General features: G+C 74.6%; 27 protein-coding genes. 7 read left to right on the forward strand and 20 right to left on the reverse strand.

All coding sequences use genetic code 11. The features are described 5' to 3' along the window. Positions 1-31 precede the first annotated feature (31 nt). The 3 genes from ACFY4B_RS20970 (at position 32) to ACFY4B_RS20980 (ending at position 1634) form a co-directional block, all read left to right on the forward strand. On the forward strand, positions 32-580 hold the full coding sequence (locus tag ACFY4B_RS20970) for an RNA 2'-phosphotransferase (protein ID WP_074002096.1): 549 nt from the start codon (positions 32-34) through the stop codon (positions 578-580). A gap of 166 nt (positions 581-746) precedes the next feature. Beyond that, positions 747-1130 carry a DUF3099 domain-containing protein gene (locus ACFY4B_RS20975; protein ID WP_049653522.1) on the forward strand — a complete coding sequence of 128 codons (384 nt, stop codon included), beginning with the start codon at positions 747-749 and terminating at the stop codon, positions 1128-1130. 264 nt (positions 1131-1394) lie between these two features. Further along, entirely contained in the window at positions 1395-1634 is a 240-nt protein-coding gene (locus ACFY4B_RS20980) for a hypothetical protein (protein WP_049653520.1), read from the forward strand. Between the two features lie 61 nt (positions 1635-1695). On the opposite strand, the gene moaA is transcribed toward ACFY4B_RS20980, so the two are convergent. From moaA to ACFY4B_RS21000, 4 genes are all read right to left on the reverse strand, one after another. Next, complete coding sequence (gene moaA, locus ACFY4B_RS20985) at positions 1696-2685, reverse strand: GTP 3',8-cyclase MoaA (RefSeq protein ID WP_049653518.1); 990 nt, start codon at positions 2683-2685, stop codon at positions 1696-1698. A gap of 76 nt (positions 2686-2761) precedes the next feature. Continuing rightward, a complete protein-coding gene (locus ACFY4B_RS20990) occupies positions 2762-4369 on the reverse strand; it encodes a cation acetate symporter (RefSeq protein ID WP_380737368.1) in 1608 nt (535 codons plus the stop codon). Next, a complete protein-coding gene (locus tag ACFY4B_RS20995) occupies positions 4366-4725 on the reverse strand; it encodes a DUF485 domain-containing protein (RefSeq protein WP_049653515.1) in 360 nt (119 codons plus the stop codon). The genes ACFY4B_RS20990 and ACFY4B_RS20995 overlap by 4 nt, the downstream gene beginning before the upstream one ends. A 292-nt stretch (positions 4726-5017) precedes the next feature. Further along, positions 5018-6061 (reverse strand): zinc-dependent alcohol dehydrogenase family protein, encoded by a 1044-nt coding sequence (locus ACFY4B_RS21000; RefSeq protein ID WP_074001602.1) that lies wholly within the window; start codon positions 6059-6061, stop codon positions 5018-5020. A gap of 125 nt (positions 6062-6186) precedes the next feature. On the opposite strand from ACFY4B_RS21000, the gene ACFY4B_RS21005 reads away from it, so the two are divergent. Both ACFY4B_RS21005 and ACFY4B_RS21010 read left to right on the forward strand, forming a co-directional pair. Next, the gene (locus tag ACFY4B_RS21005; RefSeq protein ID WP_074001603.1) at positions 6187-7182 is read left to right on the forward strand and encodes a DEDDh family exonuclease; all 996 of its coding nucleotides are present in this window, start codon (positions 6187-6189) and stop codon (positions 7180-7182) included. A 31-nt stretch (positions 7183-7213) separates the two neighbouring features. Beyond that, a complete protein-coding gene (locus ACFY4B_RS21010) occupies positions 7214-8011 on the forward strand; it encodes an SURF1 family protein (RefSeq protein ID WP_074001604.1) in 798 nt (265 codons plus the stop codon). Here ACFY4B_RS21010 and trxA read toward each other — a convergent pair. Then, positions 8008-8340 (reverse strand): thioredoxin, encoded by a 333-nt coding sequence (gene trxA / locus ACFY4B_RS21015; protein WP_049653505.1) that lies wholly within the window; start codon positions 8338-8340, stop codon positions 8008-8010. The two genes, ACFY4B_RS21010 and trxA, sit on opposite strands and share 4 nt — an antisense overlap. Positions 8341-8343: 3 nt before the next feature. Next, positions 8344-8751: a MerR family transcriptional regulator gene (locus ACFY4B_RS21020; RefSeq protein ID WP_049653502.1), complete on the reverse strand. Its 408-nt coding sequence runs from the start codon at positions 8749-8751 to the stop codon at positions 8344-8346. Positions 8752-8861: 110 nt separating this feature from the next. Here ACFY4B_RS21020 and ACFY4B_RS21025 point away from each other — a divergent pair, with 110 nt between their 5' ends. Continuing rightward, the gene (locus ACFY4B_RS21025; RefSeq protein WP_387969773.1) at positions 8862-9623 is read left to right on the forward strand and encodes an SDR family oxidoreductase; all 762 of its coding nucleotides are present in this window, start codon (positions 8862-8864) and stop codon (positions 9621-9623) included. A gap of 11 nt (positions 9624-9634) precedes the next feature. Here ACFY4B_RS21025 and ACFY4B_RS21030 read toward each other — a convergent pair whose 3' ends face one another. The 8 genes from ACFY4B_RS21030 to ACFY4B_RS21065 all read right to left on the reverse strand — a co-directional run bounded on the left by ACFY4B_RS21030 (position 9635) and on the right by ACFY4B_RS21065 (position 16795). Beyond that, positions 9635-10291 (reverse strand): alkaline shock response membrane anchor protein AmaP, encoded by a 657-nt coding sequence (locus ACFY4B_RS21030; protein WP_387969776.1) that lies wholly within the window; start codon positions 10289-10291, stop codon positions 9635-9637. Continuing rightward, a complete protein-coding gene (locus ACFY4B_RS21035) occupies positions 10288-11256 on the reverse strand; it encodes a DUF6286 domain-containing Asp23/Gls24 family envelope stress response protein (RefSeq protein ID WP_387969779.1) in 969 nt (322 codons plus the stop codon). Before ACFY4B_RS21035 ends, ACFY4B_RS21030 begins: the two co-directional genes overlap by 4 nt. An 89-nt stretch (positions 11257-11345) precedes the next feature. Then, positions 11346-11537 carry a hypothetical protein gene (locus ACFY4B_RS21040; protein WP_049658455.1) on the reverse strand — a complete coding sequence of 64 codons (192 nt, stop codon included), beginning with the start codon at positions 11535-11537 and terminating at the stop codon, positions 11346-11348. 61 nt (positions 11538-11598) lie between these two features. Continuing rightward, complete coding sequence (locus ACFY4B_RS21045) at positions 11599-12087, reverse strand: Asp23/Gls24 family envelope stress response protein (RefSeq protein ID WP_074001607.1); 489 nt, start codon at positions 12085-12087, stop codon at positions 11599-11601. Positions 12088-12280: 193 nt separating this feature from the next. After that, the gene (locus ACFY4B_RS21050; RefSeq protein WP_387969781.1) at positions 12281-13087 is read right to left on the reverse strand and encodes an enoyl-CoA hydratase/isomerase family protein; all 807 of its coding nucleotides are present in this window, start codon (positions 13085-13087) and stop codon (positions 12281-12283) included. Positions 13088-13388: 301 nt separating this feature from the next. Continuing rightward, the gene (locus ACFY4B_RS21055; RefSeq protein ID WP_049658450.1) at positions 13389-13622 is read right to left on the reverse strand and encodes a helix-turn-helix domain-containing protein; all 234 of its coding nucleotides are present in this window, start codon (positions 13620-13622) and stop codon (positions 13389-13391) included. Between the two features lie 327 nt (positions 13623-13949). Further along, complete coding sequence (locus ACFY4B_RS21060; RefSeq protein WP_049658446.1) at positions 13950-15548, reverse strand: ABC-F family ATP-binding cassette domain-containing protein; 1599 nt, start codon at positions 15546-15548, stop codon at positions 13950-13952. 236 nt (positions 15549-15784) lie between these two features. Continuing rightward, positions 15785-16795 carry a hypothetical protein gene (locus ACFY4B_RS21065; protein ID WP_387969784.1) on the reverse strand — a complete coding sequence of 337 codons (1011 nt, stop codon included), beginning with the start codon at positions 16793-16795 and terminating at the stop codon, positions 15785-15787. 369 nt (positions 16796-17164) lie between these two features. Between ACFY4B_RS21065 and ACFY4B_RS21070 the strand changes: the two genes are divergently transcribed. Beyond that, the gene (locus ACFY4B_RS21070) at positions 17165-18406 is read left to right on the forward strand and encodes a glycoside hydrolase family 26 protein (protein WP_375873298.1); all 1242 of its coding nucleotides are present in this window, start codon (positions 17165-17167) and stop codon (positions 18404-18406) included. Positions 18407-18410: 4 nt separating this feature from the next. Here the strand turns inward: ACFY4B_RS21070 and ACFY4B_RS21075 are convergent, their stop codons facing one another. Genes ACFY4B_RS21075 through ACFY4B_RS21100 form a run of 6 tightly spaced genes read right to left on the reverse strand, consistent with a single transcriptional unit; the run spans position 18411 to position 25639 of the window. Continuing rightward, positions 18411-19571, reverse strand: a complete 1161-nt coding sequence (locus ACFY4B_RS21075) for a GNAT family N-acetyltransferase (protein WP_079271932.1) — start codon at positions 19569-19571, stop codon at positions 18411-18413. Further along, positions 19568-20557, reverse strand: a complete 990-nt coding sequence (locus tag ACFY4B_RS21080; RefSeq protein WP_387969787.1) for a Wzz/FepE/Etk N-terminal domain-containing protein — start codon at positions 20555-20557, stop codon at positions 19568-19570. Before ACFY4B_RS21080 ends, ACFY4B_RS21075 begins: the two co-directional genes overlap by 4 nt. A 49-nt stretch (positions 20558-20606) precedes the next feature. Then, positions 20607-21722: a glycosyltransferase gene (locus ACFY4B_RS21085; protein ID WP_375873295.1), complete on the reverse strand. Its 1116-nt coding sequence runs from the start codon at positions 21720-21722 to the stop codon at positions 20607-20609. Continuing rightward, positions 21719-22570, reverse strand: coding sequence for a polysaccharide deacetylase family protein (locus ACFY4B_RS21090; RefSeq protein ID WP_079271934.1), 852 nt, complete (start codon positions 22568-22570; stop codon positions 21719-21721). Before ACFY4B_RS21090 ends, ACFY4B_RS21085 begins: the two co-directional genes overlap by 4 nt. Beyond that, complete coding sequence (locus ACFY4B_RS21095) at positions 22560-24296, reverse strand: lipid II flippase MurJ (RefSeq protein ID WP_074001613.1); 1737 nt, start codon at positions 24294-24296, stop codon at positions 22560-22562. Before ACFY4B_RS21095 ends, ACFY4B_RS21090 begins: the two co-directional genes overlap by 11 nt. Next, positions 24293-25639, reverse strand: a complete 1347-nt coding sequence (locus ACFY4B_RS21100) for an O-antigen ligase family protein (protein ID WP_387969790.1) — start codon at positions 25637-25639, stop codon at positions 24293-24295. Before ACFY4B_RS21100 ends, ACFY4B_RS21095 begins: the two co-directional genes overlap by 4 nt. Between the last annotated feature and the right edge of the window lie 3 nt (positions 25640-25642).

Here is a 25642-nt window from a genome sequence, read left to right on the forward strand (position 1 = left end):
CCGCTGACCGACGGGGGATACGAGAGACATGATGGACGAGAAGCGCCTGGTCAGGTCGAGCAAGATGCTGTCGCGGATCCTGCGGCACGAGCCCGGGCTGGCGGGGGTCGCGCTGGACGCGTCCGGCTGGGTCCGGGTCGACGAGCTGCTCGCCGGGCTCGCCGCCCGGGGCCGGCCGCTCACCCGGGCCGAGCTGGACCACGTCGTGGCGACCAACAACAAGCGCCGCTTCGGCTACTCGCCGGACGGTCTCTCGATCCGCGCCAACCAGGGCCACACGGTGGCGGTCGACCTCGGCCTGACCGCCACCGTGCCGCCGCCCGTGCTCTACCACGGCACCGCCGACCGGCACCTGGCGGCGATCTTCCGCGAGGGCCTGCGCCCGATGGCCCGCCAGGACGTCCACCTCTCGGCGGACACCGGGACGGCCACCGGGGTCGGCGCCCGGCACGGCCGTCCGGTGGTGCTGACCGTGAACGCGGCGGCGATGACGGCGGCCGGCCACGAGTTCCGGCTCAGCGAGAACGGCGTCTGGCTCACCGACGCCGTGCCCCCGCGGTACCTCTCCCGCCGCTCCTAGCGCCGCGCCGCGCCGCCGAGGGCCTGTCCGCTCCGCCGGACAGGCCCTTCGCGTACCCGACCGGGTGGGTGCGGCCCACCCGGTCTCGTCGCCGGGTGCGCCCGGGCGTACCGTGAGGAGGCCGCGCGGCCAGGCGCGCGGGTGCGCGACGAGGGCGGTAGGACACATGGGCAAGAGCGCCGACGACGGGCAGGTCTTCCGGATCACGGGGGCGCGCAGCAGCCTCACCGAGGACGTCCGGGGACGCCAGCGCCGCTATGTCATCTCGATGCTGCTCCGCACGGTCTGCGTACTGCTCGCGGTGGTGCTGTGGGACGTCCAGCGCTGGCTGGCGTTCGCGGCGCTGGCGGGCGCCGTCCTGCTGCCGTACTTCGCGGTGCTGATCGCCAACGCGGGCCGGGAGCGGGCCCCGGGGCTGCCGAGCACCTTCGACATCCCGCTGGACACCCCGCTGATGCTCGGCCCCGGTGGGACGGGTGGGGCTGGTGCGAAGGCTGGTACAGGAGAGGCAAAGGCCGTTCCCACCGATCCTTCACAGGACGTGGACTGACCGTCCGTTTCATGCCGCTTCACCCCCGTCCGGCTCAGCGAAAGCTCAAAAGAAGCTCAGATTAATCATGCAAGACCTCCCCATCCGAGGGTCTTGGCGTGACATACTGCGTACGCGCTCCGCATCCCCCGTCGGAGCGACGGACCGACGCCGGGCGGCTCCCCCCGTGGCTGCCCGGCGTCGCCATGCCCGGATCCGGTCGGCCCGGACGGGCGTGACAGACTGGCGGTGCAGACCCACCCGCCAATCGTTGAGGACGGCCCGATGGACACCCCGCAGACGCCGATCTGCTCCGCCAAGGGCTGCCGGACGGACGCCGGCTGGGTGCTGGTGTGGAACAACCCCAAGCTGCACACCCCGGACCGCCGCAAGACCTGGCTCGCCTGCGACGGGCACCGCGAGCACCTGTCCCAGTTCCTCTCGGTGCGCGGCTTCCTCAAGGAGGTCGTCGCCTTCGCCGACTGGACCCCCGAGCCCGCCGAGGGCTCCGGGAAGCCGGCCTAGCGCCTGCCCGACCGGCTCAACCGGCCCAACCCGCTCGGCCCGCTCGGCCCGCTCGGCCCGCTCAGCCGCCGATCGCGGACATCGGCCGCTCGGGCTGGAGGAACTCCGGGTCGTCGATCCCGGCCCCGGCCTTCTTGCCCCACATCGCCGCCCGCCACAGCGCGGCCAGTTCGGCGTCGTCCGCGCCGGAGCGCAGCGCGGTGCGCAGGTCGGTCTCGCCGGTCGCGAACAGGCAGTTGCGCACCTGGCCGTCGGCGGTCAGCCGGGTGCGGTCGCAGGCCCGGCAGAACGGCCGGGTGACCGAGGCGATCACGCCCACCCGGCCCGGGCCGCCGTCCACCAGCCAGCGCTCGGCGGGTGCCGCGCCCCGGCTCGCGGACGGCTCCGGGGTGAGCGTGAAGCGGGTGCGCAGCAGGTCCAGGATCTCCGTCGCGGTGACCATCGACGTACGGTCCCAGCCGTGCTGGGCGTCCAGCGGCATCTGCTCGATGAAGCGCAGCTCGTAGCCCCGCTCCAGGCACCAGGCCAGCAGGTCGGCCGCCTCGTGGTCGTTGACCCCGCGCATCAGCACCGCGTTCAGCTTCACCGGTGCCAGCCCGGCGGCCTCGGCGGCGGCCAGCCCGTCCAGGACGTCCTGGTGGCGGTGGCGGCGGGTGAGGGTGTGGAACACCTCGGGGTCGAGGGTGTCCAGCGAGACGTTGACCCGGTCCAGGCCGGCCTCGCGCAGCGCCGTCGCGGTGCGGGCCAGTCCGATGCCGTTGGTGGTCAGCGAGAGCTCCGGGCGCGGCTCCAGCTCCGAGCAGGCGGCGACGACGGCGACCAGTCCGGGACGCAGCAGCGGCTCGCCGCCGGTGAAGCGGACCTCGCGCACGCCCAGGTCGCGCACGGCCACGGTGACCAGCCGGACGATCTCCTCGTCGGTCAGCAGCTCGGGCTTGGCCAGCCACCGCAGGCCCTCCTCGGGCATGCAGTAGGTGCAGCGCAGGTTGCAGCGGTCCGTGAGGGAGACCCTCAGGTCGACGGCCTGGCGTCCGAAGGTGTCGAGCAGCACGTTCGTCCTTCCCCGAGATGCGGCCGGCCCGGCCACCGTCACGGCGGGCCGGGCCAGCATAGTCATCGCGGGACGATCAGTGGGCGCCCAGCCCGGTCAGCGAGCGGACCTCCAGTTCAGCGTACTTCGCCGCGTCGGGGCGTTCCCTGGACAGCAGCGTGCCGAGCCAGCCGGCCAGGAAGCCGACCGGGATGGAGACCAGGCCGGGGTTCTCCAGCGGGAACCAGTGGAAGTCGGAGTGCGGGAAGAGCGAGGTCTTCGCGCCGGAGACCACCGGGGAGAAGACCACCAGCGTCACCGAGGTGAGCAGTCCGGCGTAGACCGAGCTGACCGCGCCGACGGTGGTGAAGCGCTTCCAGAACAGCGAGTAGAGCAGGGTGGGCAGGTTCGCCGAGGCGGCGACGGCGAAGGCCAGCGCGACCAGGGCGGCGGTGTTGAGCTTGTCCGCGAAGAGGCTGAGCACGATCGCCACCGCCCCGATCGCGACCGCGGCCCACTTCGCCGACCGCACCTCCTCCTTCTCGCTCGCCTTCCCGCGCCGGATCACGTTGGCGTAGAGGTCGTGGGCGAAGGAGGCCGAGGAGGCGAGCGTGAGCCCGGCGACCACGGCCAGGATGGTGGCGAAGGCGACCGCCGAGATCACCGCGAGCAGGATCGCGCCGCCGGTGCTCCCGGCGCCCCCGCCGAGCGCCTCGGCCAGCTGCGGGGCCGCGGTGTTTCCCGCCGCGTTCGCCGCCTTGATCGCCTTGGAGCCGACCAGCGCGGCCGCGCCGAAGCCGAGCGCCAGGGTCATCAGGTAGAAGACGCCGATGATGCCGATCGCCCAGAGCACCGACTTCCGGGCCGCCTTGGCGGTGGGCACGGTGTAGAAGCGGACCAGGATGTGCGGCAGGCCCGCGGTGCCGAGCACCAGCGCGATGCCGAGGCTGATGAAGTCGAGCTTGGCGGTGCCGCTGCCGTACTTCTGCCCCGGTTGGAGGAAGGCCTCGCCCTTGCCGCTCGCGCTCGCCGCCGCGCCGAGCAGTTCGGAGGGGTTGAAGTGGTACTTGGCCAGCACCAGGACGGTCATCAGCGCGGCGCCGGCGATCAGCAGCACCGCCTTGACGATCTGCACCCAGGTGGTGCCCTTCATCCCTCCTATCACCACGTAGACGATCATCAGCGCGCCGACCCCGACGATGGTCCAGCGCTTGGCGGCGCCCCCCTCGGCCCCCAGCAGCAGGGCCACCAGGGTGCCGGCGCCGACCATCTGGGCGAGCAGGTAGAAGATCGACACCACGATGGTGGAGACGCCCGCCGCGGTGCGCACCGGGCGCTGGCGCATCCGGAACGCGAGCACGTCCGCCATCGTGAAGCGGCCGGAGTTGCGCAGCGGTTCGGCGATCAGCAGCAGGGCGACCAGCCAGGCGACCAGGAAGCCGATCGAGTAGAGGAAGCCGTCGTAGCCGCTGAGCGCGATGGTCCCGGCGATGCCGAGGAAGGAGGCGGCGGACATGTAGTCGCCGGAGATGGCCAGGCCGTTCTGGAAGCCGGTGAAGCCGCGGCCGCCGGCGTAGAAGTCGGAGGCGCTCCTGGTCTGCCGCCCGGCCCAGACGGTGATGCCGAGGGTGGCGAGGACGAACACGCCGAACAGGGCCATCGTCAGGCCGCGGTGCTCGGTGGCGGAGCTGGCGAGCAGGCTCATTCGGCGGACTCCCGGGGAGCGTGGACGACGGCGCCGTGCGCCTCGCGGATCGCCGCGGCGGGCGGGTCGATCCGCCGGTCCGCGTAGCGGGCGTACCAGGCGGCGATGGCGAAGGTGGTCACGAACTGCAGCAGCCCGAGGACCAGGGCCACGTTGACGTGCCCGAGGACCTTGGTGCGCATCAGTCCCGGGGCGTAGCAGGAGAGCAGGACGTAGAACAGGTACCAGAGCACGAAGCCGATGGTGACCGGGAAGGCGAAGCTCCGGAACGAGCGCCGCAGTGTACGGAACTCCTCGCTGTCGTCGATGAGTTGGGCTTCCGTGGCGGCGGTGGTGGTGAGCGGCGGCGAATCCACGCTGTCTCACTCCTTCGGCGTATTTGTCACACGGGGGGAACGATCGAACGTGAGGGGCGTCACATGTCTGGTGTGCGCCGCGCAATGCTAGGAGCGTCCTGCCCGCCCCGGAAGGGGTTGACCGCGATCAGTCGACCGTTCACCCCCTCGCACCATCCGATTGGCCGAAAAACAGCCCATCCCAGCGACCGCACCGCCCACGATCGGCCCCCGGAACCTCCCCGGAGAACGGCTCCGGCCCGTGCCGCACCCCGAACGGGGCGGCACGGGCCGGAGCCGGGAGGCCGACGCCTCAGAAGGCGATCCGCACCTTCAGGGCCGAGCGGTCGTCCATCGCGCGGTAGCCGTCCGGCACGCCGTCCAGGCCGACGGTCCGGTCGAAGACCAGGCCCGGCTCGATGGCGCCCGAGAGGACGTCCGGCAGCAGCTCGGGGATGTACGCGCGGGCCGGGGCGACGCCGCCGTTCAGCGAAACGTTCCGGCCGAACATCTGACCGATGTCGACGCCCGCGCTGCCGCCGTGCGGCACCCCGACGTAGCCCACCGCGCCGCCGTCCCGGGCTATCGAGACGGCCGTCCGCATCGACTCCTCGGTGCCGACCGCCTCCAGCACCGCGTGCGCGCCCTGCCCGCCGGTCAGCTCCTTCACCGCCTCGACCGCGGCCTCGCCGCGCTCCGCCACCACGTCCGTCGCACCGAAGCGGCGGGCCAGCTCGGTGCGGGCCGTGTGCCGGCCCAGCGCGATGATCCGGCCCGCGCCCAGCCGGTGCGCCGCCAGGACGCCGCACAGGCCCACCGCGCCGTCGCCGACCACCGCGACCGTCGCCCCGGGCCGCACCCGCGCCGAGACCGCCGCGTGGTGCCCGGTGGACATCACGTCGGACAGCGCCAGCAGCCCGGGCAGCAGCTTCTCGTCGCCCGCCGCCTCCTTCGGCAGCTTCACCAGCGTCCCGTCCGCGAACGGCACCCGCACCGCCTCGCCCTGGCCGCCGTCCGAACCGACCTGCCCCCAGAACCCGCCGTGCGGGCAGGAGGTCTGGAGGCCTTCGAGACAGAAGTCACACACGCCGTCCGACCAGACGAACGGCGCCACCACGAAGTCGCCCTTGGCGAAGCCGCGCACCTCGGCGCCGACCTCCTCGACCACGCCGAGGAACTCGTGCCCGATCCGCTGCCCGGCCACCCGCTGCGCGACCCCGCGGTACGCCCACAGGTCGCTGCCGCAGATACAGGCGTTCACCACCCGGAGCACCACGTCCGTCGGGTACTGGATCACCGGGTCCGGGACGTCTTCGATCCGGATGTCGTTGGGGCCGTGAATCACGGTGGCACGCATGCGCTGTTCCTTAGCTGAACGGTCTCGACCAGGTGTACGACACCCCCGCTGACCACTCTATTCCGGCCGGTCGGTCGGAACATTCCGGCCGGAGCCCCCCGCCCGGCCCCTTATCCTGTTGGACCATGCAACCGATCCAGCCCGAGACGTACGGAGCGCCGCGGACCGCCCCGGTCCCCGCGCAGCGCTCCGCCGCCCCCGCCGGGGGCTTCGCGGTCGTCGACGTCGAGACCACCGGTCTCGGCCGCTCGGACCGCGTCATCTCGGCGGGCGTCTACCAGCTGGACCCGGACGGCGAGGTCGTCGACCACTGGTACACCCTGGTCAACCCCGAGCGGGACCCCGGCCCGGTCTGGATCCACGGCCTCACCGCCGAGCTGCTCGCCACCGCCCCGACCTTCCCGCAGATCGCCGAGGAGTTCGCCGCGCGCCTGCACGACCGCGTCCTGGTCGCGCACAACGCGCTCTTCGACTGGAACATGATCTCCCGCGAGTTCTCCCGGGCCGGCCTGCGCGCCCCGGTCGAGCAGCGGCTGTGCACCATGGTCCTCTCCCGCGACCTGCGCCTGCCGCTGCCCAACGGCAAGCTGTCCTCGCTCGCCGCCCACTTCGGCGTCCGGCAGCGCCACGCCCACAACGCCCTGGACGACGCCCGGGTGCTCGCCGAGGCCTTCCGCCCCAGCCTGCACCTCGCCCGCGACGGCGGCGTGCCGCTGCCGCTGCAGAACTGCGTCGCGGTCACCGACCTCGGCGAGGAGGAGCCCGCCGCCCCCGGCCGCGGCAACTGGACCGGCGCCTCGTACCGCCAGGCCAAGAAGCGCCCGCCCTGCCCGTACCCCAACCCGGGGCGCTGGCAGGACGGCAAGCCGCTGGTCCAGGGCATGCGGGTGGCCATCACCGGCGACACCGCCACCGACCGCGAGGTCCTGGAGGACCGCGCGGTCGAGGCCGGCCTGCACATCGCCACCTCGGTGAGCCGCCTCACCAGCCTGCTGGTCACCAACGAGCCGGACAGCTGGAGCGGCAAGGCCCGCAAGGCCCGCGAGGTCGGCACCCCCGTCGTCGGCGAGGACGCCTTCCTCCAACTGCTGCGCGAGGTCGCCCCGCACCCCGGTGCGTGAGCCCGTTGTGAGGTCGGCGTACCGTTCCCATGTGTACCGTTTTCTGCTGACCCGACAGTGGCTGATCACCATGCTGGTCGCGCTGCTGCTGATCCCCGCGACGATCAAGCTGGGCTTCTGGCAGCTTCACCGCCACGAGGCACGGGTGGCCCGGAACGAGCTGATCGGCCAGGCCCTCACGGCCGCGCCGGTCCCCTTCGACACCCTGTCGCCGACCCCCGGCTTCGCGGTCCCCAAGGACCTCACCTGGCGCACGGTGACCGCCACCGGACAGTACGACCCGGCACACGAGTTCGTGGTCCGCAAGCGGACCGACTCCAGCGGGACCATCGGCTACTTCGTCGTGACCCCGTTCCGGCTCGCCGACGGCAAGGGCACCCTCCTGGTCAACCGCGGCTGGGTCGCCTCCGGCAACGGCGCCACCGAGTACCCGCCCGTCCCGGCCACCCCGGCCGGCGAGGTCGCCCTCACCGGCCGCCTGCGCGCCGAGGAGACCTACGGCGCCAGCGGCATCAAGGACCGCACCGGCCTGCCCGACCGCCAGTTCAACCTGATCAACACCGACGAGCAGGCCAAGCGGACCGGCGCCCCCCTCCTGGGCGGCTACCTCGAACTCGCCGGCACCACCCCGGCCCCGGCCGACCAGCCCCAGCTGGTCCCCGAGCCCAACCACTCCGACATCGGCCCGCACATGGCCTACGCCATCCAGTGGTGGCTGTTCACCGCGATGATCCCGGTCGGCGTCTGGGTCCTCGCCCGCCGCGAGGCCAAGGACCGCGCCAAGCAGGCCGCCGAGGCCGAGGTCCCGCTCGACGCCGTCCCCGCCTAGAGGACGTCCTCCAGCTCCCGCAGCAGCCGCGCCTTCGCCCGCGCCCCCACCACCGACCGCACCGGCTGCCCGCCCCGGAACACCATCAGCGTCGGCATCGACAGCACCCCGTACGCCGCCTGGGTCCGCGGGTTGTGGTCCACGTCCAGGCTCACCACCCGCACCCGGTGCGCCTCCTCCCGCGCGATGTCCGCCAGCACCGGCGCCATCATCCGGCAGGGCGGGCACCAGTCCGCCGTGAAGTCCACCAGCACCGGCCCCTCGGCCGCCAGCACCTCCGCGGCGAACGTCTCGTCCGTCACCGCCGGCACACCCGCGATCTCCACCACCGTCTACTCCTTCGCCAGTTCACAATGGGGCGGTTCCTCGACGGCGGCCAGCTCGTCCCGCGCCCGTACGGCCCGGTCGAACTGCCCCGCCACCTGCGCCCTTACGTCCTGGAGCCGGGCGATGCACTCGTCCAGCTCCCCCAGCTTCCGCCGGTACACCTCCAGCGAGGCCGGACACGAGTCCCCTTCCGGGTGCCCCGCCCGCAGGCACTCCACGAACGGCCTGGTCTCCTCCAGCCCGAACCCGAAGTCCTGCAGCATCCGGATCTCGCGCAGCAGCCTGAGGTCCGCCTCGTCGTACGCCCGGTACCCGTTGCCCGCCCGCCGGGCCGGCAACAACCCCAACTGCTCGTAGTACCGCAACGCCCGCGTGGTCGTCCCCGCCCGCTCCGCCAACTCCCCGATCCGCATGCCGAACCACTCCTCCCGCACTTCCGACGACGACCGTAAACCTTCCCCCCGGCGTCAACGCCAGCCCCCTCGACCCGCTCCCCACCCTCCACACCGGGCACTATGTCCCCATGGATCTCGGACTGAAGGACAAGGCCTACATCGTCACCGGCGCCACCCGGGGCCTCGGCCTCGCGAGCGCCCGCGAACTCGTCGCCGACGGCGCCCGCGTGCTCGTCAGCGGCCGCACCCGGCAAGCCGTCGACACCGCCGTCGCCGGACTCGAGACCCTCGGCACCGCCCACGGTCTCGTCGCCGACAACGCCGACCCCGACACCCCCGAGCGCCTCATCGCCGAGGCCCGGCACCGCTTCGGCCGGCTCGACGGCATCCTGATCAGCGTCGGCGGCCCCCAGGCCGGCCCCGTGGAGACCACCCCCGAGGCGGCCTGGCGGGACGCCTTCGAGTCCGTCTTCCTCGGCGCCCTGCGCCTCGCCCGCGCCACCGCCGCCGCGCTCCCCGACGGCGGGGTGATCGCCTTCGTGCTCTCCAGCTCGGTCCGCCAGCCGATCCCCGGCCTGGGCATCTCCAACGGTCTGCGCCCGGGTCTCGCCATGGCCGCCAAGGCCCTCGCCGACGAGCTCGGCCCCCGCGGCATCCGGGTGCTCGGCCTGCTCCCGGCCCGGATCGACACCGACCGGGTCCGCGAGCTCGACGGCCTCGCCGCCGACCCCGACGCGGCCCGCGCCCAGGCCACCGCCTCGATCCCGCTGGGCCGCTACGGCACCCCCGAGGAGTTCGGCAAGGTCGCCGCCTTCCTGCTCTCCCCCGCCGCCTCCTACCTGACCGGCATCATGGTCCCCGTCGACGGCGGCGCCCTCCGCGGCCTCTGAGCCCGACCCGCCTACTCCACCCGCGCCTGCCCGCGCCCCCGCCGACCGCGCCGCCCCCGCCCGGGCCGCGGCTCGGCGTGGGCCGCCTGGAGGACCCGGATCCGCAGGTCGGCCGGCAGCTCCGCAAGCCGCAGGCTCCCGCACGCGTCCGTCCGGGGCCCGTCCTCGAAGTGCTCCACCAGCGCGGCCGGATCCCCGCCTGGCCGCAACCGCACCGCACCGCGCAGCCTCGGGTGCCCCGGCGCCCGCACCAGCCGCACCCCGGCCCGTTCGACGTCCGGCAGCACCGCCGTCCCGTTCTCCAGCGCCTCCTCCAGCGCCCGCGCGCCGACCCGCAGCCGCAGCCCGCTCACCCCCGGCGTCGGCACCGCGATGCTCGACAGCCCGCTGCGCCGCAGCTGCGCCACCAGCCACCACGCCATCCCCGCCACCAGGGCGGTCAGTCCGCCGATCACCGTCGGCCACCACCACGACGACGCCACCCACCGCCCCCGGGAACGCGCGCTCACCACCGGCTGGTCGGGTGAGGTGAGCGGCCACCACTGCGGCGGGTGGACGCCCAGCCGCCGGTACAGGTCGAGCCCGCCCGCCAGCACCAGCACCCCGGCCGCCAGCAGCACCGCCCCCACCGTCCCCAGCACCACCCGGTTGACGACCGTCCTCCTCACCCGGCCGCCCCCTCGCCGCCGGCCGCCCCGGCCCCCGTCCCGGACCCGGTGGTCCCCGCCCCCGGGTCCTCCCCCACCACGCCCCCGGCCCCCCGCCCCGTCCGCACGTCCAGCCGCAGCGGCCGCCCCAGCCCCACCCGCTCCAGCTCGTCCCGCAACTGCCGCTGCACCAGCGCCGGGTCCGCCACCCCCTCCAGCGAGATCCGGACCCGCCGCCGCCCGACCCGGATCCGCAGGCGGTCGATCCCGTCCAGGCCCGCCGCCCGGTCCGCGAGCAGGTGTCCGACCCCGGCCCGGTCGACGGCCGCGGTCGTCCCCCCGTAGGGCCGCAGCACGAGCCACCGCCGCAGCCCGGGCGCGACGGCGAGCCACAGCAGCCACCCGCCGAGCGCGGTCGCCGCTCCGGCCCCCACCAGCACCGCCAGGTCGTCGAGGTGGCGGGTCGCCAGCTCGTCCGCGATCTGCGCCCGCCACCGCCGCGCCGGCTGCCCCACCCGTACGGCGACCACGTCGTACAGCAGCGCCCCCGCCACCACCAGCACCGCCGTCGCCACCAGGGCCGCCGCGGCCGTACGGGGCGCCCGCAGCCGCCTGACCTTCTCCGGCCGGGCCCCCGGCACCGCCTCCGTTCCGGGCACCTCCTCGGTCACGAGGTGCCCCCCCGTCACCAACTTCTCGACCACGACGACGACTTCCGACACCCTCGTCCCGGTCAGCCCCACCACCCGCTCCGCGATCCGCGTCCGAACGGCCCCGGCCAGCGCCGCGATGTCCGAGGGGAACGGCAGCTCGACCGCCACCCGGACCGTCACCGTGCTCCCCGGTACGGTCACCGAGACGTGCGGCGGCGCCCCCTTCGCCCGCCCGGCGGGCCAGGCCTCGGTCAGCACCTCCCGGACGGCCCGGGCCGCGATCCGCGCGTACACCCGGTCGGCGACCCGGAGCCGCCCCCGGCGCCCCGGCACGGAACCGGAACCGGAACCGGAACCCGGGCCGGGGCCCGGCACGGAACCCGACCCGGAGAGCGCGGCCGGAGCCGACGCGGGGCCCGCCATCAGCGGCGCCGGTCGCGGCCGCGGAGCAGGTCCCCGAGTTCGCCCAGCTCGATGTCGCCCTCCAGCAGGCGCCCGAGCACGAATCCGACCAGCCCGAGCGCGGCCACCAGCAGGAAGGCCGCGAACCCGCCGAAGTACCCGGCGAAGCCGAGGGCCATGCCCACCACCAGGCCGACGATGGCCAGGTTCATCCGCTACTCCCTCGTGTCCCGCTGCCTCGTCGGGTCCGCCGTCGGCCCGCCGCCGAACGCGCTACTTGAGCTTCGGCCGCTGCCCGGAGGGCGCCACCGGCTCCTCTTCCTCCTCGAACTCCGGTTCGTCCGGGAGGTGGACGTCGTTGACCGCGATGTTGACCTCGACGACCTCCAGGCCGGTCATCCGCTCCACCGCGTTGATGATGTTCTCCCGCACCTGGCGGGCGAGTTCGGGAATGACCACGCCGTACTCGACCACCAGGGCGATGTCGATCGCGGTCTGCTTCTCGCCGACCTCCGCCTTGATGCCCCGCCCGACGCTGGGCTTGCCGCCGGGCACCCGGTCCCGCATCGCGCCGAAGGTGCGGGCGAGCCCGGAGCCGAGCGCGTGGATCCCGGCGACCTCGCGGGCCGCCATCCCGGCGATCTTCTCCACCACGCCGACGGCCAGCGCGGTGCGGCCACGCTCCCCCACCGGCTTGGCACCGCCGCCGGCCCCCGGCGGACCGGGGTTCGGGGCGCTGCCGCTGCCGGTGTGCTTGGGCATGGTCGCGGGCGTCGGAGTGTCAGGCATGGGTGCTTCTCCCGTCGTACGGCACCAGCTATATCGCAAACCTCCCCAACTCTGGCATTTCGCCACGATCCCCGCCCGGCGAGCACCGGCGGCCCGCCGGGGGCACGGGAAAGGGCCCGGCCCGGGGGAATCCCCCCGGGCCGGGCCCCGCGTCATCACCGTGCGGTCAGTCGCCGATCCCGGCGAGCTCCCGCAGCCGACGGGCCTGCGCCGCCCGTTCGGCCGAACGCTGCTCGTCGAAGGAGCGCCCGGCGGCGCCCTGCAGCAGCGCCTTGGTCTCGATCACCGCGCCGCGCGGAGCGGCCAGCAGCGCCGCCGCGAGGTCCCGGGCGGCGGCGTCCAGCTCCTCGCCCGGCACCACCAGGTTGGCCAGTCCGATCGCGGCGGCCTCCTCGGCCCCCACCCAGCGGCCGGTCGCGCAGATCTCCAGCGCCCGCGCGTAGCCGACGAGTTCGGTGAGCGGCTTGGTGCCGGCCAGGTCCGGGACGAGGCCCAGCGAGGTCTCCTTCATCGCGAACCGGACATCCTCGGCGACCACCCGCAGGTCGCAGCCGAGGGCCAGCTGGAAGCCCGCGCCGACGGCGTGGCCCTGGACCGCCGCGATGGAGACCAGGTCCGGGCGGCGCCACCAGGTGAAGGCCTCCTGGTACGAGGCGATGGCGGCGTCCAGCTCCTGGTCGGTGGAGGCGGCGAGCTGGAGGAAGGTGGGCTCGCCCGGGATGCCCTCGGGGGTGAACATGGCCCGGTCCAGCCCGGCGGAGAAGGAGACCCCCTCCGCGCGCAGCAGCACCACCCGGACGCTGCCGGGAAGGTCGCACCCGGCGGCGGCGAGGGCGCGCCAGAGCGCCGGCGACTGGGCGTTGCGCCGCTTGGGTCGGCACAGGGTCACGACGGCGAGTTCACCGTCGATCTCCAGGCGGACGCCGTCCCGCTCCCAGCTCGGGGCCTGCGGGTCGGTGGCGGGAGCGGTCATGCGGGGAACCTCCGGTGGCGAGGGACGTGGCTACCGGAGAGTAACAAACCTCGACGCGCAAGGGCAGGGGCCCCGACCGGGAAGGATCGACGGGGCCCGGGGCACTCGGCGGGGGAACGAAGACGACGGTCCCGGGAGAAATGAACGGACTTCGGAAAACGGGGGACGGACGACACCCCGGACATGACGATCGGCGGCCGGTCCACACGACCCGAGGGCGGACGCCCGGCTGAATGGTCAACCGTCGTCTCCTCGGTCGGCGTCCTGCCGCCGCGTCATCCAGCCAATGGCTGACGAACCGTCAGGAACTGGCCCCGGCAGTCGCTTTGTTCTTGCCCCGCGTGGCACCGCCGCGGCCCCGGAGAATGACTCCGGATTCGCTCAGCATCCGGTGCACGAAGCCGTACGAACGACCGGTCTCCTCCGCGAGAGCGCGAATGCTCGCCCCGGAGTCGTACTTCTTCTTGAGATCGGCCGCGAGCTTCTCACGCGCGGCACCGGTCACCCGGCTGCCCTTTTTCAGAGTCTCGGCCACCCGTGCCTCCTCGTAGCGTTGCTCGGTCAGATTCCCATGATCACCCATCCACCGCGTCCTGGCCACCCATTCGACAAGGTCGATGTCGGAATTGCGTGGTCCACCGGTGGTGATCCGAGCGCAGCAGGGCGCTCACACAGAGTGCGCGCCCCCGGACTGATGCCGCCGTTTGCCGAAAAAGAGCTGATCAGCAGCGTCGGCCCGACCACGATCAAGTGGCGGGCCGACGGAAAGTCCTTAAACGGAATCCAGGTCTACTTCATTCCCGGACACGCCGAAAGGACTAGATATTCTCATCCAAAAAGCGGATCTCGCGTCTACTTCCGGTCAGGCCAGCGAGACCAGATCGGCGTAGCCCGGGTTCCACAGGTCCTCCACGCCGTCCGGCAGCAGGATGATCCGCTCCGGGTCGAGCGCCTCGACCGCGCCCTCGTCGTGGGTGACCAGCACGACCGCGCCGGAGAACTCGCGCAGCGCGCCCAGGATCTCCTCGCGGCTGGCCGGGTCGAGGTTGTTGGTGGGCTCGTCGAGCAGCAGCACGTTGGCGGAGGAGACCACCAGGGTGGCCAGCGCCAGACGGGTCTTCTCACCACCGGAGAGCACCCCGGCCGGCTTGTCCACGTCGTCCCCGGAGAACAGGAAGGAGCCGAGGATCTTGCGGATCTGCACCAGGTCGGTGTCCGGCGCGGCCGAGCGCATGTTCTCCAGGACGCTGCGGTCCGGGTCGAGCGTCTCGTGCTCCTGGGCGTAGTAGCCGATCTTCAGGCCGTGGCCCGGGATCACCTCGCCGGTGTCCGGCGCCTCCACCCCGGCCAGCATCCGCAGCAGGGTGGTCTTGCCGGCGCCGTTGAAGCCCAGCACGACGACCCGGGAGCCCCGGTCGATCGCCAGGTCGACGTCGGTGAAGATCTCCAGCGAGCCGTAGGACTTGGACAGGCCGCTGGCGGTCAGCGGGGTCTTGCCGCAGGGGGCCGGGTCGGGGAAGCGCAGCTTGGCGACCTTGTCGTTCACCCGGACCTGCTCCAGGCCGGAGAGCAGCTTGTCGGCGCGGCGGGCCATGTTCTGCGCGGCCACCGTCTTGGTCGCCTTGGCGCGCATCTTGTCGGCCTGCGCGTTCAGGGTCGCGGCCTTCTTCTCGGCGTTGGCGCGCTCGCGCTTGCGGCGCTTCTCGTCGTCCTCGCGCTGCTGCTGGTACTGCTTCCAGCCCATGTTGTAGACGTCGATGGCGGAGCGGTTGGCGTCCAGGTAGAAGACCTTGTTGACGACCGTCTCGACCAGGTCGACATCGTGCGAGATGACGATGAAGCCGCCCTTGTACGTCTTCAGGAAGTCCCGCAGCCAGACGATCGAGTCCGCGTCCAGGTGGTTGGTGGGCTCGTCGAGCAGCAGCACGTCGGAGTCCGAGAAGAGGATCCGGGCGAGCTCGACGCGGCGGCGCTGACCACCGGAGAGGGTGTGCAGCGGCTGGGCGAGGATGCGGTCCGGCAGGCCCAGCGCGGCGGCGATGGTGGCGGCCTCGGCCTCGGCGGCGTACCCGCCCTTGGTGAGGAACTCGGTCTCCAGCCGGGCGTACTTCTTCATCGCGTTGTCCCGGGTGGCGCCCTGGCCGTTGGCCATCCGGTCCTCGTTCTCGCGCATCTTCTTCAGCACGGTGTCGAGGCCGCGGGCGGACAGGATGCGGTCCTTGGCGAGGACGTCCAGGTCGCCGGTGCGCGGGTCCTGCGGGAGGTAGCCGACCTCGCCCGAACGGGTGACGGTTCCGGCGGCCGGCAGGCCCTCGCCGGCCAGCACCTTGGTGAGCGTCGTCTTGCCGGCGCCGTTGCGGCCGACCAGGCCGATCCGGTCACCGGCGGCGACCTTGAAGCTCGCGGACTCGATCAGGATCCGGGCACCGGCACGCAGTTCGAGGGCGTTGGCGGAAATCATGGCTGGGGACTACTCCTGGGACGTGGGCGGGCGGCCGGGTGCGACGGACCCGGGGCCGGGTTGGCATGAGGGGGGCTTCATCGGCGGTCGGCGCGGCCCTCGCGGCGCCGCCGCCCGCTATTGCCCGGAGAAGATAGCCATGACGGCAAGTCTACCGGGCCCCGTACCACCCCCGGGGAAGTACCGCCCAGGGGTATCCACCGGCCCGCCGGCCCACCGACCGGGGGCCGTCCCGGCTACTGGGACTGCCCGGCCGGCTGGTCCCCCGCGGGGGCTCCGGCGGCCGCCGGGGCGTCCGGGGCCGGGTTCCCGGCCGGGTCCTGGCCGGCGGCCGGGTCCGCCGCGCAGCCGCCCTGCGGCCGGACCGCCGCGAACGGCGCCCCCACACTGCCGCAGGCCGTCTCGGGCGCGGCCGCCTTGGTGTCGAACACCCGGGGCGGGACGACCGGGCCGTCGGTGATCTCCACCCGGCTGCGGTCCAGCACCTTGACCGTGGCCGTCGGGCCGGTGCTCGTCGACCAGCCGTTGCTGTCCAGCCGGTAGCCGGTGATGCCGCCGGAGACGGCCTGCCCGCCGCTGTTGGTGCAGGTGCGCGGGATCAGCACGGCGTAGTCGGTGTGGACGGCGCGCAGCGGGTCGTAGACGCAGCCGCCGGAGGGCTTGTCGTTGTAGCGCAGGTCGCCGTCGGCGTCGCGCAGGCCCATGGTGAGGTTCGGGGTGACCAGGGCCAGCCAGGGCGAGCCGTCCCGCTGGACGGTGTGCAGCGCGGCCGCGGCCCGCTGCTTGGCGAGCGCCTTGCGCTGGGCGTCGGTCCGCTTGTCGGCGCCGGGCTCGCCGTCGCCGTGCAGCCAGTCGGCCAGGCCGGGCACCACCCGGTGCCAGCGCACCTCGTGGTCGCCGGGGCGCACCGAGGTGACCATGCCGTCGTCCCAGACCACGATCGCGTTGTCGCCGGCCATCGCCAGGTAGAGCGCCTCGACGCCCTCGCGGCGGTAGGACCAGGCCTGCTCGCCGGTCTGCTGGTGGAAGGCCTCCAGGCCCGGGCCCACCCGCAGGTCGAGGTCGGCCGAGCCGAGCGACTCGGAGTTCACCGGCGTCGCCCCCGCGTCGCCCGGTCCCGCGACCCGGTCGCCGAACGGCACCGGCTTGTTCGCGTGCGCCGCCGCCCCGGCCGCAAGGACCAGCACCACCGCCGAGGCAGGCAGGATCGAGCGGGGGGTCAGTACACGCAGAGGCTTCCAGGACACGGCCGGAGCGTACCTTTCACCGGGTACGCGAGTCAGCCCGGTTCCGCCGCCGCCGGGCCCCGCCGGGCGTCCGCCGGGCCCCGCGCGCCCTCCCCGCGCGCCCGCCCGCCCACCTGCGCCGTCGGGGCCGTGGCCGCTCCGCCGGGTCCGCCGGAGCGGGCCGGACGGGCCCGGCCGGACCGTTACAGATCTGATACCTGAGCACCGGCCACCGGTCGTTGCGGCAGACGGCGTTCGAATGGCGCCCACTTTAGGGTGACATTCGGCTTTTTCGTCCCCCTTCGGGCCTACTGTCGGCCAGCGGGGCGTCACGGTCCGTCCACGCCGAGACCGTGCGCCCCGCCCACGCGACGTCCGGAGGAGAGCACCATGCGAATCGGCCGCCTGACGCTGGCCGCCGCCACCCTGCTGCTGATGGCCACGGCCAGCGTCCCGGCGGGGACGCCGTTCAGCCAGACCGAACGGCACACCCTCTCCTCGGACGCCGTCGAGCCGCGCGGCGCGGCCCCCCGCCCTCCGGTCCAGCGGCCGAACCACGAGCCGCCGTTCGGCGCCTTCGTCGGCTCCTGGGACAACCACATCCCGCAGATCCGCCAGTACGCGCAGTGGCTCGGCGACGCGAACATGCAGGTCGGCCACACCTATCTGGCGGGCAACGACTGGAGCGACATCGAGGGCGAGGCGATGGTGCTCGGCCTCTGGTCGCAGTGGCGGCAGGCCGACCCGTCCCGGCTGCTGGTGCTCGGCGTGCCGATGCTGGTGCCCAACGAGGCGAACGTGCCGGACGGCGAGGTCGCCAGGCTGCTCGCCCAGGGGGAGCGCGGGGACTTCGACGCGCACTTCCTCAAGCTCGCGCGCCGGTTGGTCGCGCTGGGCGGCGCGGACACCGTGCTCACGCTCGGCTGGGAGATGAACGGCACCACCTACACCCACCGCTGCAAGCCCGACCCGTCCGCGTGGAAGGCGTACTGGCGGCGGATCGTCGGGGTGATGCGCTCGGTGCCCGGCCAGCGCTTCCGCTTCGACTTCGCCCCCAGCCGGGGCCTGGACGCCGTCCCGTGGACCAAGTGCTACCCCGGCGACGACGTGGTCGACATCATCGGCATGGACAGCTACGACCAGCCCGCCGGCGGCACCTTCGACGACTACGTGCGCGAGCCGTACGGCCTCCAGGACCAGGTGGAGTTCGCCGCCAAGCGCGGCAAGCCGGTCTCCTACCCGGAGTGGGGGTTGTTCCGCAACGGCGACAACCCCGAGTACGTGCGCCGGATGGTCGACTGGATCCGTACCCACGACACCGCCTACCAGACCGTCACCGACTACTGTCCGCACGGCTTCTTCGAGTGCGACCGCAATCCCCGCTCGGCGACGACGTTCAAGCAGCTGATGTCCGGTTCGAAGGGGGCCCCGGCGCCGGAAGGGGTGCCGGCGCCGCCCACCGCCCCGGCACCGGCTCCGGAGGACCCGCCGGACGCGCCCGCCGTACCCGCCGCCCCCGCCGTGCCCGGGGGTGGCGCCACCCCGAGCCGGGCGGCGAGCCCGTCGACCCGTCCGACGGCCCCCAAGCCGACGCACAAGCCGACGGGCGGCGCGCGGCACGCCCGGCACTGAGCGGTCAGCTGCGGCGGCGGGCCAGCAGCGCCTCCTTGAGGCGGGGGAAGCGGGTGCGCAGCTGGTGCGCCGCCGCCTGCCGGGCGCGCACCGCCCCGGCCCGGACGGCGGCCGCCGGTGCCGCCCCCGCCGGGCCGAGCAGCAGCCGCTGGTTGGCCAGCTGGTCCGGCCGCCAGCGCTGCTTGTACGGCTCCTGGCCGCGCAGCAGGCCGAGCAGCGGGACGCCGGCGCCGACCGTCTCGTCCAGCGCCGCGCTGAACAGCAGGCCGGCGATGTCCAGCCGCTCGCGCAGCACCGGGTGCGCACCGTACATGTACAACCCGCCGAAGGACGGGCAGAGCAGCAGCAGGTTGACCGCGACCAGCTGGCCGTCCAGGTGGAACTGGTGGACGGCGGCCCGGCCGGCGGCGACCAGTCCGGTGCTGGACTCGGCCAGGTGCCGGGCGAACCGCTCGGTGCGGTGCTCGGGCGTGACGCCGCGCGCCTGCCACTGCAGGAAGTGCAGCCGCAGCATCGCGTCCAGCGCCTGCGGCACCTCCGCCACCGGGGTCGAGCGGACCTCCACCCCGGCCTCGGCGATCTTGCGGAGCTTCACCCGGCTGCGCTGGGCGGTCTTGCCGGGCACCCGCTTGAGCAGCCGGTCCATCGGGACGGCCGGCAGGTACTGGCAGAGCGAGTCCTGGTAGCGGCGGCGGCTGCCGCGCCAGTGCCCGTACACCCGGTGCACCGCCGCCTCGGGGTGCACCTCGCGCAGCTCCAGCCAGTGCCAGGGGCGAGTGAGCGGGAGCGCGGCGGCGAACTCGGCGGCGGCCCGGTCGGCGCACTCGTCGTCGAGCAGGACGTCGGTGTAGTCGACCAACCCGCCGCCGAGGCCGGTCAGGCCGCCGAGCGGCCCGCCGCGGCGCACGAAGGCGCCCGCGCCGACCAGCCGGCCGTCCCGGCGGACCAGCACCACGAGCAGGCCGCCGGGGCGGCCGTAGTGGCGCCACCAGGAGCGCTGCCAGTCCGCGGCCTGGAAGAAGGTGGCGGTCCGGCAGCGGGCGGCCAGGTCGTCCCACTCCTCGGCGAGGGCGTCCAGGGCGTCGTCCTCGCAGCGCAGCTCGGTGGTCCAGGCCGGCGCCGTCGCCTGGGCGGGCAGGCCGCCTCTGCGGGTCTCGGTGCTCATCGACCGCCCCCGACCGGGGCCTGCTCAGTGGTGGCCGGGGCCGGCGCCTCGGCCGGGGGCTGCTCCGCCGCCGGGGGCTCGGCGGCGGCCTGCGTGTCGGCCTTCCCGACGGGCTTCCCAGCGGGCTTCTTCTCGGCCTTCTCCGGGGCCTTCACCGGGGCCTTCACGCTCTTGGTCCCGGCCTTGGGCTCGGCCTTGGGCTCGGCCTTGGGCTCGGCCTCGGTCTTGGGCGCGGCCTTGGGGCCGGCGTCGGGCTTGGGCTCGGTCCCGGCCCCGGCCGGCTCCTCGCGGCGCGGGCGCGGGGTCGTCGGGACGGCCACCGGCGCGGACGCGGCGGGGGCCTGCGGCACCCGCGCGGCCCGCGGCACCTGCGGCACCTGCGGCTCCTGCGGCGTCGCGGGGCTCTCGACGGCCTCCGGCGCCGCCGGGGCACCCCGGCGCCGGGTCATCATCACCAGCGCGCCCAGCAGCAGCCCGGTCGCGCCGCCGACCGCGACGTCCAGCTTCCCGGACGGCGTGGTCGGCCTGTCCGGCGCGGCGGCCGGGGAGAGCGTCACCAGCCGGACGTTGGTGTCCTTGCTGCTGGTGTTGGCGAAGGCGACCAGCGAGCGGGCCACCGCGTCGGCCGTCCGGGCGGCCTCCTGGGGTCGCTCCCCGGTCCCGGTGATCTCGATCATCGGGGCGTCCGGGGAGGTCGTCCCGTGCACCAGGGACTCCAGCTCGGACCGGGTGTGGCCGGTCTCGGCGGCCGCCACCCCGAGCACCTGCGGCTGCCCGGCCAGCCGGCCGTACGCCTGGGCGAAGTTGGTCGCGATCGCGGCCTCCCCGGGGTTCTGCGCGACCACGAGGACGTAGGCGTTCGCGGCGTACGACGGGGACGCGGCGACGGCGTACCCGGCGCCGGCCGCGGCGCCCAGCGGAACCGCGAGCACCACCGGCCACCAGCGGCGGACCAGGCGGCGGGCGCTTCGGCGCGGTGTGGTCATGGGTGTTGCTCCTTGGGTCTGGTACGGCGGTTCCGGCGGTGGCGGGCGGTCAGACGCGGGCCAGCCGGTCGTAGAGGGCGCCCAGGTCGGCGGCGACCCGGACGATGTCGTAGTGGCCGACGGCCGGGGGGTGCGGCAGCGGGTCGGCGGTGTGCCCGCTGAGCGGACGCAGGTCGCGCAGCGCGGCGGCGTAGGCGGCGGGCTCGGAGGGGACGCGGCGGGCCTGCGGGGCGGCCCTGGGCGGCAGTTCGTCGAGCGCCGGGCAGGCGCTGTAGCGCACCGGCAGCCCGGCCGCGAGGCCCTCCAGGACGCCGAGGCCGAAGGTCTCCGCGGTGGAGGGGGCGGCCAGCACGTCCAGGGCGGCCAGCAGTTCGGGGACGTCGTCGCGCTCCCCGGTGAGCACCAGCCGGTCCCGCACGCCGAGTTCCTCGGCCCGGCGCTCCAGCGCGGCGCGCTCCGGACCCTCGCCGACCAGCACCAGCCGGGTGGCCGGGTCGAGCTCGGCGAGCGCCTCGACCAGCACCTCGAAGCGCTTGCCGGGCACCAGCCGGCCCACCCCGCCGACCACCCAGCCCCCGTACGGCAGCCCGAGCTCGGCCCGCAGCCGGCGGCGGACGGCGGCCCGTTCGGCGGGCGGGAGGCGGTAGCGGGAGGTGTCGATGCCGTTCGGGATCAGCTCGATCCGGGCCGGTGGGACGCCCCAGGAACGCAGCGTCTGGGCGACCTGGCGGGAGACCGCGACGGTGGTGCTGCCGAGCCGTTCGGCCGCCAGGTAGAGGCCCTTGACGCCCCGGGTGACCGGGCGGCCCTCGATCACCCCGGCGTGCAGCGAGTGCTCGGTGGAGACCACCGCGCGCACCCCGGCCAGCCGGGCGGCCGTCCGGCCGTACAGCTGGGCCCGGTACAGGTGGGTGTGCACCAGGTCGTAGCGGCCGGCCCGGACCAGCCGGACCAGCCGGGGCAGCGCGCCGAGGTCCCGGTTGCCGCGCATGCCGAGGTGGTGGACGGTGACGCCGTCGGCGCGCAGCGCCTCGGCGACCGTGCCGGGGTTGGTCAGGGCGAGCACCTCGCACTGCTGGTGCGCCGGCAGGTGCCGCAGCAGCAGGTGCAGTTGGCGCTCGGCGCCGCCGGCGGCCAGGCCGGTGACGATGTGCAGCACCCTCATGGCCGGGGCTCCCGGCGGGCGTGGCGCAGCCCGGTGACGGCGTCCCGCAACCGGTGCCGGCCCTGCTTGGCGCGCAGCCGCCAGGCGCCGTCGCGGTCGCCGACGTAGCAGCGGGGCAGGGCGAAGCGGCCGGTGAGCGGGGAGTGCGCGATGGCGCAGGCGTGGTCGTACCCGGCGTCGCGCACGGCCAGGGCGGCGGGCAGGTCGACGGCGCCGTACGGGTAGCAGAAGCCGGTGACCGGGCCGCCGACGGCCTCCTCCAGCAGCCGCCGGCTCTCCCGGGCCTGGACGGCGAGGGCCTCGGGCGGCAGGCCGGGCAGCGCCCGGTGGCCGAGGCCGTGCGAGCCGATCTCCCAGCCGGCGCCGGCGAGCCCGGTGACCTCCTGGACGGTGAGCAGCCGCTTGCGCGGGCCCTCGGTGTCCCAGCCGTTGTCCCGGCCGAGCAGGTCGGCGACCACGTACGCGGTGGCGGTGAAGCCGTACGCCTGGAGGGTCGGCACCGCGTACCGGGCGATGTCGGCGTAGCCGTCGTCGAAGGTCAGGCCGACCAGCCTGTCGTCCCGGCCGAGGGCGTGGGCCCGCATCAGCTCGCGGACGGAGACGCCGCGCCGGCCGCTCCGGTACAGCCAGCCGATCTGTTCGGCGAACCGCTCGGGGCTGACGGTGAGCCGGTAGGGGTCCTCCTGCTCGACCGCCACCGAGTGGTACATCAGGATCCACGGCGAGGCGGAGCCGGGGACCGGCGGTGCGCCGAGCGGGTGGCGGCTCCTGGGCGGTCGTGCCCGGTCCGGCGGTGCGCTCTGGAGGCCCGCCCGGGCCGAACGGACGGTTCCCCGTTCATTGTCCATCGGGACGCTTCCCTTCTTCGGCCGCGGTTGGCGGGTTCCGGACGGGCCCCAGGGCCCGGGCGAGGGCGAGGACCGGGCCGCGCACCTCGCGGGCGCCGAGCCCGGTGCCGAGGGCCGCGAAGGCCAGCGCCACGGTGAGGCCCCCGAGGAGGGTCGACAGCAGGGGGTCGGCGGCCAGCCCGGCGGCGGCGGTGCCGAGCACGGTGGCCCCGGCGGCGGCGGCCACCAGCCGGCCGTGGCCGCCGAGCACCCGGTGCAGCCGCAGCGGGATGCCGCGCAGCACCAGGCCGTGCAGCAGCAGTGCGGCGGCGGCGGTGATCCCGGCCGCGTTGCCGGCGGCCAGTCCCAGGGCGCCGAAACGGGGCGTGGCGAGCAGGCCGGTGGCGACGGTGACGCCGAGGCCGAGCACCATCGCGGCGGCCGGGTACCAGTCCAGCAGCCGGCGGCCGTCCTCGGCGCCCGGGTCGTCGGCCCGGCGGACCACCGGGCGCAGCGAGAAGTACGGGCGGACCATCACGCCGATCAGCGCCTGGGCGGGCAGGCCGAAGCTGTACACCCGGATGACGTCGGCGGTGGCGGCGGTGTCGTGCGGGCCGAAGGCGCCGCGCTCGAACAGCAGCGAGACCACCGAGGGGGCGCAGGCCATCAGGAAGGCGGTGCCGAACAGGACGACGGCCGCCGCCTGGCCGAGGTCCTTCTCCACCCGGTCGCGGGCGGCGGTGAGGTCCCCGGCGGCCAGCGCCCGGGCGACCAGCGGGAAGGTGACGGTGCAGATCAGCAGGCCCGCCGTCATGGCGAGCTGGGAGACCTTGGCGGCGTAGTTGAGGTGCGAGATGGTGCCGGGCGGCAGGGCCGAGCCGAGGTAGCGCTCGACGAAGACCTGGGACTGCCGGGTGAGCGTGAAGGCGGCCACCGGCAGCAGGGCGAGCGGCATCAGCACCAGGGCCCGGCGCGAGCGGCGGCCCCGGCCGGTGCCGGGCGGGCCCTGGCGCAGCCGGCGCAGGAACGGGCCGACCAGCAGACCGGCCATCAGCAGGCTGCCGCCCGCGACGCCGAGGGCGGCGGACCGCACGCCGAGGTAGGAGTGGAGGCAGAGCAGGACGGCGAGGATGCCGAGGTTGTAGGCGACGTAGATGCCGGCCGGGGCGGTGAAGCGGTGGTGGGCGCGCAGCGCGGCGGCCAGGTAGCCGGCCACCCCGAAGGGCAGCACGGTGACCGCGGTGATCCGGGTGCAGGTGACGGCCAGGCCGGGGTCGGTGAGGCCGGGGGCGAGCAGGTCGACCAGTTCCGGGGCGCCCAGGGCGACGGCCAGGGCGAGGCCGCTGAGCGCGAGCAGCAGCCAGGGCAGGGTGGCACGGACCAGTTGGCGGACCGGGTCGGGGGCGTCCGGGTCCTCCTCGCGCAGCACCAGGGCGAGGGCGAACGCGGGCACCATGAGGAAGGACATGGCGTCCTCGATCAGCAGCGGCGCGGCGGTCTCCGGGACGGTCCAGGCGACCAGGAAGGCGTCGGTGCCCTGGTTGGCGCCGAAGTAGCGGGCCAGCAGGAGGTCGCGCAGCAGGCCGAGGCCGGAGCCGGCGGCGCTGAGCACGGCGGTGATGCCGAAGGCCTTGGCGAGGAAGCCGCGCCGGGGGGCCGGGTGGGGCCCGGCGGACGGGTCCCCGCCGGGGGCGCCGCGGGGGGCGGGGAGGGGGGAGGCGACGGCGGCGGGCCGGTCGGTGGTCACCGGGCCGCTCCGGTGGTCGCCGGACCGGCGGCGGGGTGCCCGGGGTGCTGTGCGGCCGCGCGGGCGGCGAGCCCGAGGACGACGGAGGTCAGCACGGTGGTGGTGCCGCCGATGTCGGAGTACAGGAAGTCGACCAGGACCCAGGTGAGCAGGGCGAGGGCGGCGAGGCCGGGGCCGCGGCGGTGGCGCAGGCAGCCGATCAGCAGGGCGAGGAAGAGCGCGGCGTAGGTGGTGATGCCGATCAGGCCCTGCTCGCTGAGCACCAGGAAGTACATGTTGTGCGGGGAGAGCAGGGGTTCGCGCTGGAAGCCGATGGTGGCGTCGGCGGCGTCGCTGCCGGAGGACAGCCGCAGCGGGGCGTGGCTGTCGCGCAGCTGCTGGAAGGCCTTGGGGCCGGCGCCGTGCACGGGGTGGTCCTGCCAGATCCGTCCGGCGGTGGACCACAGGTCGTACCGGTCGGAGACGGACTGGTCGGGGGCGGCGGAGACGGAGCCGATCGAGCTGAGCCGCTTGGTGACGCCGGAGCCGCCGAGGCCGAGGCCGCCGACCAGGACGACCGCGGCGGCCAGGCCGAGGACGGCGCCGCGCACCAGCAGCCGGGCGTCGACGCGCAGCAGCAGGACGGTGGCGGCGAGGCCGGTGGCGATCCAGCTGCCGCGGCTGAAGGAGACGGCCAGCGGGAAGGCGAGGAAGGCGGCGGCGGCGAACATCGCGCGGCGCAGCCGGGCGTTTCCCCCGGATCCCCGCTCGCCGAGGGCCAGGGCGAGGGCGGCGAGCAGGCCGAAGCTGACCACGCTGGACATCGCCATGATGTCGAGCGCGCCGAAGGTGCCGACGGCCCGGATCGGCTGGCCGGTGTAGGAGGCGCCGGTGTGGGTGAGGTACTGCTTCGCGCCGACCACGCCCTGGATCAGCGCGGCGAGGACGAAGGAGCCGAGCACCAGGCGCTGGTCGGTGCGGTCGCGCAGGGCGCAGAGGACGGCGGCGGGGACCAGGACGAACACCTGGGCGAGCCGGACGAAGCCGGTGACGCTGGCGGCCGGGTCGGTCGAGCCGAGGGTGGCGACGGCGGCGGCGACCACGATCCCGCCGAACAGCGCGCAGGTGGTGCGGCTGACCGCGGGCAGCCGCCCGCGCAGCAGGTTGAGCGCGGTGAGGGCCACCAGGGCCAGCGAGGCGAGGTCGGCGGCGGTGACATGGACGGCGGCGGCGACGTCCTTCTCCCCGGTGGGCACGCAGACCAGCAGGACGGTGGCGGCGGCCAGCGGGCTGGTGCGCTCGGTGAGCGCGGGTAGGGCCGCCCGTAAGGCCGGGCGGGGGAAGGCGGGGAGGGTCAGGGCCACGAA

Origin of the sequence: Kitasatospora sp. NPDC001261 (assembly GCF_042896795.1) — a bacterium.
GTDB lineage: Bacteria > Actinomycetota > Actinomycetes > Streptomycetales > Streptomycetaceae > Kitasatospora.